We start from the raw sequence: 14,385 nt of genomic DNA, 5'->3' as shown, positions 1-14,385 counted from the left end.
CCAGCCTGTGGATAACTCGGCGACAAGCCCGTGTTTCCAAGGCCCTGAACCTCCATGAGAATGGATGTTCGATTTTCGTGTCAAGCGCACCACGCCGGTGCCGGGCCGGACGTCACGACCCGGGCGGCGGGCGGGTGCCTATCCTTCCCGCATGGCCCTCACCCTCCGTCCGCGGGACGTGCGCGACGGCGCCGTGGCTCTCGTCGTGCTGCTCGTCGTGGCGGTCTGGACGCTGGTCGCCGCGCACTACGAGCCCGAGCCGGCCGGGCGCACCGCGATCGGCTGGGCGCTGATCCTGGTGGGGTGCGGGGCGCTGTGGTTCCGGCGCAGACAGCCCGTGGCGGTGGCGGTCGTGACCCTCCTCGCCTGCGCCGTCTACTACCCGCTGTCCGCCCAAGACGGCCCGCTCCTGATCGCCTTCGCGCTCGCGCTGTACACCACCGCCGCCGAGGGGCGGTTCGCCGCCGCCGTCGCGCTGGCGGCCGTGACACTGCTCGCCGTCGCCCTCGGCGAGATCCGTCAGCAGCCCGGCCACCGGCAGATCGACGACACCTCGCTCGCGATGATGGCCGGCTGGCTGATCAGCCTGGTCGCGGTCGGCCGCGCCCAGCGCAACCGGGTCGCCTATCTGCACGAGGTGGAGCAGCGTGCCCTCGCCGCCGAGCGGGAGCAGGAGGCCAGGGCCCGGCAGAGCGCCACCGAGGAGCGGCTGCGGATCGCCCGTGAGCTGCACGACATCCTCGGCCACAGCATCTCGCTGATCAACGTCCAGTCGGGCGCCGCGCTGCACCGGCTCGGCAAGAAGCCCGCCCCCGAGATCGCCCTCACCACGGCCGAGGAAGCGCTGCGGGCCGTCCGCGACACCAGCAAGGAGGCGCTGCGCGAGCTGCGCGCCACGCTCGGGGTGCTGCGCCGGGCCGACGAGGCCGCCCCGACCGCCCCGGCCTCCGGGCTCGCGCTGCTGCCGGAGCTGGTGGCGCGGGCCGGGAGCGCGGGCCTCGACGTCCGTACCCGGGTCGACGGCAGGCCCGTACCGCTGGCGCCGCCGGTCGACCTCGCCGCGTACCGGATCGTGCAGGAGTCGCTCACCAACGTGACCCGGCACTCCGGCGCGCGCTCCGTGCTCGTGACGCTCGACTGGGGCGCGGACGAGCTGCGGCTGCGGATCGAGGACGACGGCCGGGGCACCCCGGACGACCGGCCGTCGGGCAGCGGCATCCGGGGCATGGCCGAGCGCGCCCGGGCCTTCGGCGGCGAGCTGACGGCCCGTAACATCCCCGGTGGCTTCCGGGTCGACGCCCGGCTCCCCTTCACCCCCCTCGCCGACAAGGGAGATCCCGCATGATCCGCGTCGTGCTCGCCGACGACCAGACCCTGGTCCGGGCCGGCTTCCGGTCGATCCTGGCCGACGAGGACGACATCGAGGTGGTCGGCGAGGCGGCGGACGGCGAGCAGGCGGTGGCACTCGCCCGCGAGCTGCGCCCGGACGTCGTCCTGATGGACGTCCGGATGCCGGTCGTCGACGGCCTGGAGGCCACCCGCCGCATCACGGAGGACGACCGCCTCGAAGGGGTGCGGGTGGTCATCCTCACCACCTTCGACGTCGACGACTACGTGTACGGGGCGCTGCGCGCCGGCGCCAGCGGCTTCCTGGTGAAGGACACCGAGCCGACGGAACTGCTGCACGGGGTGCGGGTGGTGGCCCGCGGCGACGCCCTGATCGCCCCGGCCGTCACCCGCCGGCTGATCGCCGAGTTCGCGGGCCGGGCGCGCCGCCCCGACCCGAGCCCCCGGCTCAACGCCCTCACCGAGCGGGAGCGCGAGGTCATGGGCCTGGTGGGCGCGGGGCTCTCCAACGACGAGATCGCCACGCGTCTGGTGCTCTCGCCCGCGACGGCGAAGACCCACGTGAGCCGGATCATGACCAAGCTGGACGTGCGGGACCGGGCGCAGCTGGTGATCCTCGCGTACGAGTCGGGGATGATCACGCCGGGCTGGCTGGCCTGACCCCTGACCGGCCCGCCCGCCGGCCAGCCGCCTTCCCCCGACCGGCCCGCCCGCCGACCTGTCACCCCCTAGGGGACACGATCGGCCGGGCGCAACCGTGGGGGTACGCGGACGGGGGCCGGCGCAACCAGGGCGGTAGGCCCGTTGTCCACCGCGGGCCGATGCCACGGCCCTGACCGTACGCCGACGCTGACGGCGTGAATCCCGACGTACTCGATCTCGCGCGGCTGCAGTTCGCCCTCACCGCGGGCGGACACTTCCTCTTCGTCGCCCTCACCCTCGGTCTCGCGACGGTCGTCGCCGTGCTGCAGACGAAGGCCACCGTCTCCCGGAAGCCGCTGGACGCCCGCCTGGTCCGCTTCTGGGGCCAGCTGTACGTGATCAACTACGCGGTGGGGATCGTCACCGGCATCGTGATGGAGTTCCAGTTCGGCATGAGCTGGAGCGGGCTCACCCACTACGCGGGGAACGTCTTCGGCGCCTCGCTCGCCGTCGAGACCATCGTGGCCTTCTTCGTCGAGTCGACCTTCCTGGGCCTGTGGATCTTCGGCTGGCACCGGCTGAACCGCTGGGCGCACCTCGCCGCGATCTGGGTCGTCACGCTCACCGCGTACCTGTCGGCCTACTGGATCCTGGTCTCCAACGGCTTCCTCAACCACCCCGTGGGCCACCGCACCGAGAACGGCATGCTGGTCCTCGACGATCCGGTCGCCGTGCTCACCAATCCGTCCGCGCTGCTCGCCTTCGGGCACGTCGTGGCCGGGGCGCTGCTGACCGCCGGGTTCTTCATGGCGGGAGTGAGCGCCTACCACCTGTTCCGGCGCAGCCCGGAGTGGGAGTTCTTCGGGCGCAGCCTGCGGATCGGGGTGTTCGTCTCGTTCCCCGCGCTGATGGTGACGGCGGTCTTCGGCGGGCTGCAGTTCTCCACCCTGAGTACGTTCCAGCCGATGAAGTCGGCCGTGTTCGGCCAGAAGACCGCCGAGATCGCACGGATCCAGGCCGACATGGTCGCCCGCTTCGGCCCCGGTGACTACGTGCCCTCGATCGGCTGGACCCGCGGCGCGGGGCTGATCATGCTCATCTGCTTCGCCCTGATGATGTACTTCACCTTCGCCGGCGTGATCCTCGCCTTCTTCAGGACCGTCGTCTTCCGCTTCCGGCTCTGGCACCTCGCCCTCATGGCCGCAGTGCCGCTGCCGTACCTCGCGATGATCAGCGGCTGGGTGTTCCGGGAGGCGGGCCGCCAGCCGTGGGTGGTGTACGGACTGCTGAAGACCGAGGACGCGGTCTCCGGCCTCTCCCCCGGCCAGATGCGGCTCTCGCTGGCCGTGTTCACCACGCTCTTCGTCCTGCTCGCCGTCCTCAACGCCTGGCTGCTCGCCCGGCACGCCCGGCGCGGTCCCGTCGCGTCCGGCGGTCTCGGGCACGACGACCGCCGGGGCGGACCGGACGAGCCGGACCCCGCTGACGCCCTGCCCGCCGCCCGCTACTGACCGCCGCGCCCCCAAGCCACCGACCCGCGCCGTCCCGAGGAGCCGACCGACCGTGGACACCCTCGCCCTCGCCCTGCTCGCCCTGTTCGCCTCCGGCTGGTTCGTGCTCGCCGGCGCGGACGTCGGCACCGGCATGCTCCTCCCGTACCTGGGCCGCGATCCGGGCGAACGGCGGCTGGTGATCGCGTCCTTCGCGCCGTTCTTCCTGGGCAACGAGGTCTGGCTGATCGCCACCGCGGGCGTCCTCGCCGGCTGCTTCCCCGAGCTCGAAGGCACGCTGCTCACCGGCCAGTTCCCGGTGCTCGTCCCGCTCCTGGCCGGGTGGATCGTGCGGGACCTCGGGCTGTGGACGCGCGGCCGCGGGCCGGGGCGGCGCTGGCGGGCGCTGTGCGACGGGGCCGTGACGGCGGGCAGCTGGAGCCTGGCGCTCGCCACCGGCTGGCTGCTCGCGGCCCTGCTGACCGGCCGCCCGTACGAACCGGCCGGCGGGCCCGTCGCCGTCCTCACCGCCCTCGCGGTGGCCGCCCTGTTCGCCGCCCACGGGCTCGGCTTCGCCACGCTGCGCCTGACGGGAGTGCCGTACGAGCGCGCCCGGCGGCTCGTCGGGCGGGCGGGCCGCCCCTGGCACTCCTTCGCGCTCACCGCGGTGCTGCTCGGCGGCCTCCCGCTCGCGGCCGGGAGCACCCTGGCGCCCGGCTCCCACACCGCCGACCCGGCGACGCTACGGCTGCTCGTCCCGGCCGTGCTCGTGGTCACGGCGGGCATGGTCGCCGTGCAGGCGTGGATCTGGCGGCTCTTCCGGCACCGGGTGACGGGTCCCTCCTACCTCTGATCGTCCTTCGGCGTCCGGTCCGGCTCGGCCGCGTCCTTCTTGTGGTGCAGCGCCTTCTGCAGGCGGGCGACGACGGCCTCGCCGTACCGCCGGTGACCGTGCACGCGCGGGTCGTCGGTGACGTCGTACCGCTTCACATAGGCGCCCAGGAAGGCCTGGAGCGTGGCGACGGCGGGGATCGCGATCAGCGCGCCGACCGCGCCGAGCAGCGCCGTGCCCGCGATGACCGAGCCGAAGGCCACGGCCGGGTGGATGTCGACGGTCTTGGAGGTCAGCTTGGGCTGCAGCACGTAGTTCTCGAACTGCTGGTAGACCACGACGAAGATCAGCACCCACAGCGCGTACCAGGGGTCCACCGTGAAGGCGATCAGCATGGGCAGGGCGCCCGCCAGATAGGTGCCGATGGTCGGGATGAACTGGGAGACCAGACCGACCCAGACGGCCAGCGCGGGCGCGTACGGCACGCCCAGGACCTCGAAGAGCACGAAGTGCGCCACTCCCGAGATCAGTGCCATCAGACCGCGGGAGTAGAGGTAGCCGCCGGTCTTGTCGACGGCGATCTCCCAGGCCCGCAGCACCTCCGTCTGCTTGGCCGGCGGGAGGACCGAGCACAGCGCGCGGCGCAGGCGCGGGCCGTCGGCGGCGAAGTAGAACGAGAACAGGAAGATCGTCAGGAGCTTGAAGAGCCCGCCGAGGAGGGTGGCGGACACGTCCAGGACGCCGGCCGCGCTGTTCTGCACGTACTTCTGCAGCCAGCCGGAGCGCAGCACGCTGTCCTGCACCTCGACCCGGGACAGCTCGGTGTGGAAGTGCTGGTTGGTCCAGTTGATCAGCGAGTCGAGGTACTTGGGGAAGTTCTCGACCATGTCGACGATCTGGCCCGCGAGCATCGAGCCGAGCAGCACGACGAAGCCGACGCCGGTCACGAGCACGGCGAAGAAGACGAGGAAGGTGGCAAGACCCCGGCGCATCCCGCGGGCCGCCATGCGCCCGACCGCCGGTTCGATGGCGAGGGCCAGGAAGAAGGCGAGCAGGATGTTGACGAGCAGCCCGACGAGCTGGTGGAAAGCCCAGCTGCCGAGCTGGAAGCAGGCGTAGAGGGCGAGCGCGAGCACCAGGGCGCGGGGCAGCCAGCGCGGCATCCGCGCCGCCGTGGCGGGGCCGGCCGGAGCGGAGCCGCCGGTTCCCGATCCCGATCCGGCTCCCGCTCCTGCTCCCGCCGGAGCGGGAACCGGTGTGGAGGGTGTCCCGGCGGTCTGCCGCTCGGGTGGGGTGGTCGTCAGGGCGCCGTTGCACGCGGCCGGGGCCGCCGGGGCGTCGGGCCCGGAGGGCGTCGTCCCACGGTCGTCCTTCCCGCCGCCGGTCGCACCGGCCGCGCGGGTCTCACCGGCCGCACCGGTCTCACCGGCCGCACGGGCCTCGGCGGTCCGGTTCGTCTTGTTGGTCTTGTCAGTCTTGTCGGTTGTGTCGGTCTGGTGGGTCTCGTCGGTCTCGTCGGTCTCGTCGTCGTGCGCGTCAGTCGGGGCCACCCCGCCAGTCTCGCGCACCGCGCGGACATTCCGGCCAGGGCCCGTCACATCATCGTTTCTCGTCCGGCACGCCGACGGCCGCGCAGACCGCCCGCCACACGTCCTTGGCCTCCCAGCCCGCGTCGAGCGCCTGGTGCACCGTCCGCCCGCCGAGTTCCGTCATGACGTGGTCCCGGGCGAAGGACTCGACGTAGGACGTTCCGAAGTGCTCGGTCATCCGTTCCCAGAATGTCGTCAACCGCATGAACCCAGTATCCCGCCCTCAAGGGTGCAGCCCGGTCCGTAGGCCTTGTCAGACGCGCGTTCCGGCCTACGGTCGGACCATGGCCGGAAATCCTCCAGAAACCCCCGCTCCGTCCGCCTCGCCCCTCGCGCGCGCCGAGCAGTTCGTCTGGCTGACCGCCCGCGTGCTCGAACAGCGCCGGTTCGCCTACCACTTCCTGGGCGGCGGCGCGGATCCCGTCGAGGCCGCGCTCACCGCGTACCTCAACGAGGACGGCGGCTACGGGCACGCCCTCGAACCCGACCTGCGCGGACCGGTCAGCCAGCCGCTGCACACCGCGCACGCGCTGCGCGTGCTCGACTCCATCGGCCGGTGCGGCGGCCTGCGGGTCGAGCGGATCTGCCGCTACCTGACCGAGGTGTCGACCCACGACGGCGCGCTGCCCGCCGTCCATCCCTCGCAACGCGGCTACCCGGCCGCCCCGTTCGTCCCGGTCGTCGACGCGCCGCCGAGCGAGCTGCTCACCACCGGCCCGGTGGTCGGTCTGCTGCACCGCAACCAGGTCTGGCACGCCTGGCTGTTCCGGGCCACCGAGTTCTGCTGGGCGGCCGTGGACGCCCTGGACAAGACCCATCCGTACGAGGTGCAGGCCGCCGTCGCCTTCCTCGACGGGGTCCCGGACCGTGCCCGCGCGCAGGCGGCGAGCGACCGGCTGGGGCGGCTCGTGCGCGAGCGGCGGCTCGTGGTGCTCGACCCGGACCGGCCGGAGGACTATCCGGTGCCCGAGGGATACGCCCCGGGCGAGCACCACCATCCGTACGACTACGCGCGCGTGCCCGACTCGCTGGCCCGCCGCTGGTTCACGGACGAGGAGATGAGCCGCTCCCTGGACCACCTCGCGGCGGCACAGGAGGACGACGGCGGCTGGCCCGTCACCTGGCGCCAGTGGGCGCCCGGCACCGCCCTGGAGGCGCGTCCGATCGTCACCGTGGAGGCCCTGCGCGCGCTGCGCGCTCACGGCCGCCCGATCGGCTAGGGCCTGTCCGGCGGAAGGGCGCCGTCGTCCGCCGGGCCGGGCGGGTTCAGCCGCCGAGGGCCCGGACGCCGGCCGTGACGAGCACCGCCGCGCCCACGATCACCAGGAAGGGAGCGCGCAGCAGCAGCGCCAGGGCCGCGGCGGCGAGCCCGGCGGCGCGGGCGTCGACGGTGAGGGCTCCCTGGGTGCTGAAGGTCTGCTGGGCGGTGAGGGCGGCGAGCAGGGCGACCGGGACGAGCGCGGCGAGCCGCCGGACGACGGGCCGCTCCAGGGTGTCGGCGGGGACGAGCAGGCCGAGCAGCTTCACCAGGTAGCACCCGGCGGCGGTCAGCGCGACGGCGATCCAGACGTTCATCGGCCCTCCTCCCGCGGGCGGCCGGCCGTCCGGCGGCCGCGGAACCAGAGCACGGCGGGCGCGGCGAGCGCGGCGGCGAGGACCGGGACGCCGGCCGGCAGCACGGGCAAGAGACCGAGACCGAGCAGAACGGCGAGGGCGGCGGTGGCGCGCTCGGTCGCGCTCCTGAGCATGGGCGCGAGCAGGGCGAGGAAGACGGCCGGCCCGGCGGCGTCCAGGCCCCACGCGGCGGTGTCGCCGATGGCCTCCGCGCCGAGGGCGCCGAGCAGGGTGGTGAGGTTCCACAGCACGTACAGGGTGAGTCCGGTCACCGTGAAGCCGATGCGTGCGGACCGGCGGTCCGGCTGGGCGAGGGCGACGGCCGTGGTCTCGTCGATCACCCACTGCGCCGCGAACGGCCGGGCGAGCCGGCGCAGCGCGAGCAGCTGGGAGAGGCGCAGCCCGTAGAAGGCGTTGCGGGTGCCGACGAAGAACGCCCCGGCGGCGGCCGTGAACGGGTTCCCGCCCGCGGCGAGGGCGCCCACCAGCGCGAACTGCGAGGCGCCGGTGAACACCAGCAGGCTCAGCGCGCAGGTCTGGAGGAGGCTGAGGCCGGAGCCCGCCGAGGTCACGCCGAAGGCGAACCCGGAGAGCCCGACGGCGACGCCGACGCCGAGGGCGTCGCGCACGACGGCGGCGTCGCTCCTGGAGGCGGTCGCGTCACGGAGTGCGTCCGGGGGTGCTGTCTGTTCTGCCACGTCAGGGACGGTACGGACGGAGGGCGGGCCCGGTCTTGTACGTTCTTGCGACGACCGCGGGCGGGCGGCGGCGTGCGGGTGGCGGCGTACGCGTGGCTGCTTTCTCTGCGGCGGCGTACGGGCGGCTGCGGGCGGGCGGCTGCCTCCTGCGGCGGCGCGCCGGGGAACGCGGGCCGGCGGCTGCGTACCGGCGACCGCGGGCCGACGGCTGCCGTCCTGCGCCCGCCGCGCTGCTACGCGCGCAGGCCGCGGGCCCGCTGGTAGGCGCCCGGGGGCACGCCCACGCTGCGGGTGAAGTGCCGGTTGAGGTGCGGCTGGTCCGTGAAGCCCACGGTGACCGCGGCCTCCGCCGGAGGCGTCCCCGCGTCCAGGAGGCGCCGTGCCCGGCGCACCCGGGCGTCGGTCAGCCAGGTGTGCGGCGGCATGCCGTACGCGGCGCGGAAGGCCCGCAGGAGGGCGAAGGGGCTGGTCCCGAGCTCGGCGGCGAGCCGTTCCAGGGTCGGCGGGTCGGCCATCCGCTCCTCGAGGACGGCACGCGCGCGTGCCGCGTTCCGCGCGCCGGCCGACAGCGGCGACAGCGGGCGGACCCGGCCGCCGTGGCTGCGCAGCATCCGCGCGGTGACCAGCCGCAGCAGGCTGTCGGCGGCGAGCGCGTTGCCCTCCTCGGCGGCCCGGTGCACCTCGACGACGAGCCGGGCCGCGTACGGGTCGTCGACGACGGGCTGGGTGAAGCCGATGTCGCCGCGCAGCGCGACGGTGTCGTCCGCGATGTCCCGGATCAGCCCGGCGTCGGGATAGATCGTCCGGTACGTCCAGCCCTCGGGCACCCCGGCGTGGCCGGTGTGCGGGGTGTCGGGGTTGACCAGCGCGATCTGGCCCGGCCCGGCGCGGACGAGGTCGCTGCCGTAGTGGAAGGCCTCGACGCCCTCCGTGACGGCGGCGAGGACGAAGCTTTCGTGGGTGTGCCGGGAGAAGGACTTCCGGACATAGTGGGCGTGCAGCAGATCGACGCCCGGGAGTTCGAGCGGCCGCCAGTACCGCGCCCGTTCCCCGCGGTCGGCGGCCCGTCCCGGGGCCTCGGCGGGCGCGCCGCTGTGGTCGCCCTCGGCGACGGCGTGCCCGCGCGGCGCACCGGTCCGGGGCACGGCCCGGTCCGACGGGCGGGCCGGGCCGCCGCGGGCCCGCGCCGTCAGCCCGTCGCGCGCCGTACCCCCGTCGCTCGCCACGGCCGGGGCGGTTCCGGCCCCCACGGATGTTCCGACCCCCGCGGGTATCCCGGCCTCCCGGGATGTCCCGGCCCCGGGCGGGTTCGGCGTGCCGGCGCTCGTCATGTCCCCATTCTGCGCCGGGGGCGCGGCCGACCACGAGCGGGTTTCCCCAGGTCCGGGCGGTTGTCAGTGGCGGGGTGCACGATGGAGGGCATGGTCAGGTCCGCGCTCGACGACTTCTCCCCCGCGACCCGCAGCTGGTTCACCGGGGCCTTCACCGCGCCCACCGCTGCGCAGGAAGGCGCCTGGCGGGCCATCGGCGAGGGCTCGGACGTGCTCGTGGTGGCGCCGACCGGCTCGGGCAAGACGCTCGCCGCCTTCCTCGCCTCGCTCGACCGGCTCGCGGCGACTCCGCCGCCCGCCGACGCCAGGAAGCGCTGTCGCGTGCTGTACGTGTCGCCGCTGAAGGCGCTCGCCGTCGACGTGGAGCGCAATCTGCGCTCCCCGCTGACCGGCATCCGCCAGGAGTCGGTGCGGCTGGGTCTGCCGGAGCCGGACGTGAAGGTGGGGATCCGCTCGGGTGACACCCCGGCCGCCGAGCGCCGGGCGCTCGCGACCCGGCCGCCGGACATCCTGATCACCACGCCGGAGTCGCTGTTCCTGATGCTGACCTCGGCCACGCGCGACGCGCTCGCGGGCGTGGAGACGGTCATCCTCGACGAGGTGCACGCGGTCGCGGGCACCAAGCGGGGCGCGCACCTGGCGCTCTCCCTGGAGCGGCTCGACGAGCTGCTGCCGCGGCCCGCCCGCCGGATCGGCCTGTCGGCGACGGTACGGCCGGTGGAGGAGGTGGCGCGCTACCTCTCGCCGCAGCGGAAGGTGGAGATCGTCCAGCCGCGGTCGGGCAAGGAGTTCGACCTCTCCGTGGTCGTGCCCGTGGAGGACATGGGCGAGCTGGGAGGCTCGCCCGCCTCGGAGGCCTCCGAGGGCGGCGACCGGCCCTCGATCTGGCCGCACGTCGAGGAACGGATCGCCGACCTGGTGCAGGCGCACCGCTCGACCATCGTCTTCGCCAACTCCCGCCGCCTCGCGGAGCGGCTGTGCAACAGGCTGAACGAGATCGCCTACGAGCGGGCCACCGGCGAGGCCCTGCCCGACGGCGCACCGCCCGCCGAGATCATGGCGCAGTCGGGCGCGGCCCAGGGCGCGCCGCCGCTGCTCGCCCGCGCGCACCACGGCTCGGTCTCCAAGGAGCAGCGTGCCCTGGTCGAGGAGGACCTGAAGGCGGGCCGGCTGCCGGCGGTGGTGGCCACGTCCAGCCTGGAGCTGGGCATCGACATGGGCGCGGTGGACCTGGTGGTCCAGGTGGAGTCGCCGCCCTCGGTCGCCTCCGGGCTCCAGCGCGTGGGCCGCGCGGGGCACCAGGTCGGGGCCGTCTCCACGGGTGTGGTCTTCCCGAAGTACCGGGGCGACCTGGTGCAGTCGGCGGTGGTGACCGAGCGGATGCGTTCGGGGTCCATCGAGTCGCTGCGGATCCCGGCGAACCCGCTGGACGTGCTCGCCCAGCAGCTGGTGGCGATGGTCGCCCTGGACTCGTGGCAGTTCGACGACCTGCTCGCGACGGTCCGCCGGGCGGCGCCGTTCGCGGCGCTGCCGGAGTCCGCGTTCACGGCGGTCCTGGACATGCTGGCCGGGCGCTATCCGTCGGACGCCTTCGCCGAGCTGCGCCCGCGCGTGGTGTGGGACCGGGTCACGGGCACGGTGACGGGCCGGCCCGGCGCCCAGCGGCTCGCGGTCACCTCGGGCGGCACGATCCCCGACCGCGGCCTGTTCGGGGTGTTCCTGACGGGCGCCGACCCCAAGAAGGGCGGCGGGCGGGTCGGCGAGCTCGACGAGGAGATGGTCTACGAGTCGCGCGTCGGCGACGTGTTCACGCTGGGCACGACGTCCTGGCGGATCGAGGACATCACCCGTGACCGGGTCCTGGTGTCGCCCGCGCCGGGCGTGCCGGGGCGGCTGCCTTTCTGGAAGGGCGACCAGCTGGGCCGGCCGCTCGAACTGGGCCGCGCGGTGGGCGCCTTCCTGCGTGAGGTAGGCGCCCTTGCCCCCGAGGACGCCCGGCTGCGGCTGCTGGCCGCCGGGCTCGACGCCTGGGCGGCGGAGAACGTGATCGCGTATCTCGCCGAGCAGCGCGAGTCCTGCGGCCATGTGCCGGACGACCGGACGATCCTGGTGGAGCGCTTCCGGGACGAGCTGGGCGACTGGCGCGTGGTCGTCCACTCACCGTTCGGCGCGCAGGTGCACGCCCCGTGGGCGCTGGCGCTCGGCGCGCGGCTCGCCGAGCGGTACGGGATGGACGCCCAGGTGATGCACGCCGACGACGGCATCGTGCTGCGCCTGCCGGACGCGGACCTGATGGGCCTCGACCTGCTGGACGGCGAGCCGGTGGACCCGGGCCGCTTCGCGGACACCACGTACGACAGCGAGCAGGCGCCCGTCGGCGCCGCCGACGTCGCCTTCGACAAGGGCGAGGTCGAGCAGATCGTCACGGACCAGGTCGGCGGCTCCGCCCTGTTCGCCTCCCGGTTCCGCGAGTGCGCGGCGCGCGCCCTGCTGCTGCCCAAGCGCAACCCGGGCAAGCGCACGCCGCTGTGGCAGCAGCGGCAGCGGGCGGCGCAACTGCTCCAGGTGGCGAGCGAGTTCGGCTCGTTCCCGATCGTCCTGGAGGCGGTCCGCGAGTGCCTGCAGGACGTCTTCGACGTCCCCGGCCTGCGGGAGCTGATGGGGGACATCGAGTCCCGGCGGGTGCGCCTGGTGGAGGTCACCACGCCGGAGCCGTCGCCGTTCGCCCGCTCCCTGCTCTTCGGCTACGTCGCCCAGTTCCTGTACGAGGGCGACTCGCCGCTCGCCGAGCGGCGGGCGGCGGCGCTCTCCCTGGACTCCCGGCTGCTCGCCGAGCTGCTCGGGCAGGCGGAGCTGCGGGAGCTGCTGGACGCGGACGTGCTCGCCGAGCTCGAGCGCGAGCTGCAGTGGCTGACCGAGGACCGGCGGATCAAGGACGTGGAGGGCGTCGCCGACGTGCTCCGTGTGCTCGGGCCGCTGACCGACGCGGAGCTCGCCGAGCGCGGCGCCGAGGCTGGCTGGGCGCAGGAGCTGTCCCGGGCGCGGCGGGCGATCCGGGTGCGGATCGCGGGCGGGGACCACTGGGCCGCGATCGAGGACGCGGGCCGGCTGCGGGACGCGCTGGGCACGGCGCTGCCGGTGGGCGTTCCGGAGGCGTTCACGGAGCCGGTGAAGGACCCGCTGGGTGATCTCCTCGCCCGTTTCGCCCGCACGCACGGCCCGTTCACGTCCTCGCAGGCCGCGGCCCGCTTCGGGCTCGGCCCGGCGGTCACGGACGGCGCGCTGCAGCGCCTCGCCGCCGCGGGCCGGGTCGTCCAGGGCGAGTTCCATCCTTCGGGCATCGGCCAGGAGTGGTGCGACGCCGCCGTGCTGCGCCGGCTGCGCCGCCGCTCCCTCGCGGCCCTGCGGCACGAGCTGGAGCCGGTGCCGCCGGCCGCGCTCGCCACGTTCCTCCCCCAGTGGCAGCACCTGGGGAGCAGCAGTCTGCGCGGCATCGACGGCCTGGCCCGCGCGATCGAGCAGCTCCAGGGCGCGCCGGTGCCGGCCTCGGCGCTGGAGAAGCTGATCCTGCCGTCCCGGGTGCGGGACTACTCGCCCGCGCTCCTCGACGAGCTGACCACGACCGGCGAGGTCGTCTGGGCGGGCGCGGGGGCACTGCCCGGCAAGGACGGCTGGATCTCGCTCTATCTGGCCGACGCCGCGCCGCTGCTCCTGCCGCCGCCGCACCCGCTGGAGCTCACCGGGCTGCACGAGTCCGTCCTGACGACGCTCTCCGGTGGCTACGGACTGTTCTTCCGCCAGATCGCCGACCAGGTGCGGGCCACCACCCACCCGGACGCGACGGATCCGCAGCTCGCGGACGCCCTGTGGGACATGGCCTGGTCGGGGCGGCTCACCAACGACACCCTGGCCCCGCTGCGCTCGCTGCTCGGCTCGGGCCGCACGGCCGGTTCCACCGCGCACCGCGCCCGCCGCACGGTCCCGCGCGGCCGGTACGGCACGCTGAGCGCCGCCGCCCGCCCGGCCTCCCGCACGGGCCCGCCCACGGTCAGCGGCCGCTGGTCGCTGCTGCCCCCGCTCGAGCCCGAGCCGACCCACCGCGCCCATGCCCTGGCCCGCACGCTGCTCGACCGGCACGGGGTGGTGACCCGGGGCGCGGTGGCCGCCGAGGGCGTCGAGGGCGGCTTCTCCGCGACGTACCGGATCCTGTCGGCCTTCGAGGACAGCGGTCAGGCCCGTCGCGGCTATGTGGTGGAAGGGCTCGGCGCCGCCCAGTTCGCCATGGACGGGGCGGTGGACCGGCTGCGCGCGGCGGCGAACGCCCGGGACCGTGGCGCGGAGGAGGGCGCGGGCCCGAAGGCGGTCGTCCTGGCGGCGGCCGATCCGGCCAACGCGTACGGGGCGGCCCTGTCCTGGCCGGAGCCGCCGACCGGCGCCGGGCACAAGCCGGGCCGCAAGGCGGGCTCGATGGTCGTTCTGGTCGACGGCGAGCTCACGCTCTACATGGAGCGCGGCGGCAAGACGCTGCTCTCCTGGCCCGAGGAGCCCGATTCCCCGGCGCTGCGGGCGGCGGCCGAGGCCCTGGCGGCTTCGGCGACGGCGGGTTCGCTCGGCACGGTGACGGTGGAGCGGATCAACGGAACGACCGCCCTGACCTCCCCCCTCGCCCGCCCCCTGGAAGCCGCCGGCTTCCACGCCACGCCCCGGGGCCTGCGCCTGCGCGCCTGACCGGCCCGGCGCTCCGGCCCGGGCGCCCGGGGCCCAGGGCCCAGGATCGCACGTGCTGTCGGCGCCCGGACTGTCGTGGGGCCCGAGCCTCCATGGGGCCCGGGCCGCCACGGG

General features: G+C 74.7%; 11 protein-coding genes. 6 read left to right on the top strand and 5 right to left on the bottom strand.

The window, feature by feature from the left end; all coding sequences use genetic code 11:
* The first annotated feature begins 151 nt into the window (after positions 1 to 151).
* From ACFWJO_RS31600 to ACFWJO_RS31585, 4 genes are all read left to right on the top strand, one after another.
* Positions 152 to 1,345, top strand: a complete 1,194-nt coding sequence (locus ACFWJO_RS31600) for a sensor histidine kinase (protein ID WP_386870687.1) — start codon at positions 152 to 154, stop codon at positions 1,343 to 1,345.
* Positions 1,342 to 2,007 (top strand): response regulator, encoded by a 666-nt coding sequence (locus ACFWJO_RS31595; protein ID WP_386870685.1) that lies wholly within the window; start codon positions 1,342 to 1,344, stop codon positions 2,005 to 2,007. The genes ACFWJO_RS31600 and ACFWJO_RS31595 overlap by 4 nt, the downstream gene beginning before the upstream one ends.
* Positions 2,008 to 2,204: 197 nt before the next feature.
* Positions 2,205 to 3,500 carry a cytochrome ubiquinol oxidase subunit I gene (locus ACFWJO_RS31590; protein ID WP_386870683.1) on the top strand — a complete coding sequence of 432 codons (1,296 nt, stop codon included), beginning with the start codon at positions 2,205 to 2,207 and terminating at the stop codon, positions 3,498 to 3,500.
* 52 nt (positions 3,501 to 3,552) lie between these two features.
* Positions 3,553 to 4,332 (top strand): cytochrome d ubiquinol oxidase subunit II, encoded by a 780-nt coding sequence (locus ACFWJO_RS31585; protein WP_386870681.1) that lies wholly within the window; start codon positions 3,553 to 3,555, stop codon positions 4,330 to 4,332.
* Here ACFWJO_RS31585 and ACFWJO_RS31580 read toward each other — a convergent pair.
* Together ACFWJO_RS31580 and ACFWJO_RS31575 are read right to left on the bottom strand one after the other, a co-directional pair.
* The gene (locus tag ACFWJO_RS31580; RefSeq protein WP_386870732.1) at positions 4,323 to 5,474 is read right to left on the bottom strand and encodes an AI-2E family transporter; all 1,152 of its coding nucleotides are present in this window, start codon (positions 5,472 to 5,474) and stop codon (positions 4,323 to 4,325) included. The two genes, ACFWJO_RS31585 and ACFWJO_RS31580, sit on opposite strands and share 10 nt — an antisense overlap.
* Before the next feature lie 436 nt (positions 5,475 to 5,910).
* Entirely contained in the window at positions 5,911 to 6,105 is a 195-nt protein-coding gene (locus tag ACFWJO_RS31575) for a DUF3046 domain-containing protein (RefSeq protein WP_128976838.1), read from the bottom strand.
* Positions 6,106 to 6,184: 79 nt separating this feature from the next.
* Between ACFWJO_RS31575 and ACFWJO_RS31570 the strand changes: the two genes are divergently transcribed.
* A complete protein-coding gene (locus tag ACFWJO_RS31570; protein WP_386870679.1) occupies positions 6,185 to 7,120 on the top strand; it encodes a hypothetical protein in 936 nt (311 codons plus the stop codon).
* A 46-nt stretch (positions 7,121 to 7,166) separates the two neighbouring features.
* On the opposite strand, the gene ACFWJO_RS31565 is transcribed toward ACFWJO_RS31570, so the two are convergent.
* From ACFWJO_RS31565 to ACFWJO_RS31555, 3 genes are all read right to left on the bottom strand, one after another.
* The gene (locus ACFWJO_RS31565) at positions 7,167 to 7,475 is read right to left on the bottom strand and encodes an AzlD domain-containing protein (protein ID WP_386870677.1); all 309 of its coding nucleotides are present in this window, start codon (positions 7,473 to 7,475) and stop codon (positions 7,167 to 7,169) included.
* On the bottom strand, positions 7,472 to 8,212 hold the full coding sequence (locus tag ACFWJO_RS31560; protein ID WP_386870675.1) for an AzlC family ABC transporter permease: 741 nt from the start codon (positions 8,210 to 8,212) through the stop codon (positions 7,472 to 7,474). Before ACFWJO_RS31560 ends, ACFWJO_RS31565 begins: the two co-directional genes overlap by 4 nt.
* A gap of 233 nt (positions 8,213 to 8,445) precedes the next feature.
* The gene (locus ACFWJO_RS31555; RefSeq protein ID WP_386870730.1) at positions 8,446 to 9,216 is read right to left on the bottom strand and encodes an AraC family transcriptional regulator; all 771 of its coding nucleotides are present in this window, start codon (positions 9,214 to 9,216) and stop codon (positions 8,446 to 8,448) included.
* Between the two features lie 417 nt (positions 9,217 to 9,633).
* Here ACFWJO_RS31555 and ACFWJO_RS31550 point away from each other — a divergent pair, with 417 nt between their 5' ends.
* Positions 9,634 to 14,271 carry an ATP-dependent helicase gene (locus ACFWJO_RS31550; protein ID WP_386870673.1) on the top strand — a complete coding sequence of 1,546 codons (4,638 nt, stop codon included), beginning with the start codon at positions 9,634 to 9,636 and terminating at the stop codon, positions 14,269 to 14,271.
* The last annotated feature ends 114 nt before the right edge of the window (positions 14,272 to 14,385 follow it).

It is taken from the genome of Streptomyces sp. NPDC127092 (assembly GCF_042722475.1).
GTDB lineage: Bacteria > Actinomycetota > Actinomycetes > Streptomycetales > Streptomycetaceae > Streptomyces.
This window is presented reverse-complemented; position numbering and strand designations above follow the sequence as displayed.

Excerpts from the sequence above, each read along its gene's own strand:
- ACFWJO_RS31600 (WP_386870687.1), top strand. The coding sequence starts at position 152 with ATGGCCCTCACCCTCCGTCCGCGGGACGTGCGCGACGGCGCCGTGGCT.
- ACFWJO_RS31595 (WP_386870685.1), top strand. The coding sequence starts at position 1,342 with ATGATCCGCGTCGTGCTCGCCGACGACCAGACCCTGGTCCGGGCCGGC.
- ACFWJO_RS31580 (WP_386870732.1), bottom strand. The coding sequence starts at position 5,474 with ATGCCGCGCTGGCTGCCCCGCGCCCTGGTGCTCGCGCTCGCCCTCTAC.
- ACFWJO_RS31575 (WP_128976838.1), bottom strand. The coding sequence starts at position 6,105 with ATGCGGTTGACGACATTCTGGGAACGGATGACCGAGCACTTCGGAACG.
- ACFWJO_RS31570 (WP_386870679.1), top strand. The coding sequence starts at position 6,185 with ATGGCCGGAAATCCTCCAGAAACCCCCGCTCCGTCCGCCTCGCCCCTC.
- ACFWJO_RS31565 (WP_386870677.1), bottom strand. The coding sequence starts at position 7,475 with ATGAACGTCTGGATCGCCGTCGCGCTGACCGCCGCCGGGTGCTACCTG.
- ACFWJO_RS31550 (WP_386870673.1), top strand. The coding sequence starts at position 9,634 with ATGGTCAGGTCCGCGCTCGACGACTTCTCCCCCGCGACCCGCAGCTGG.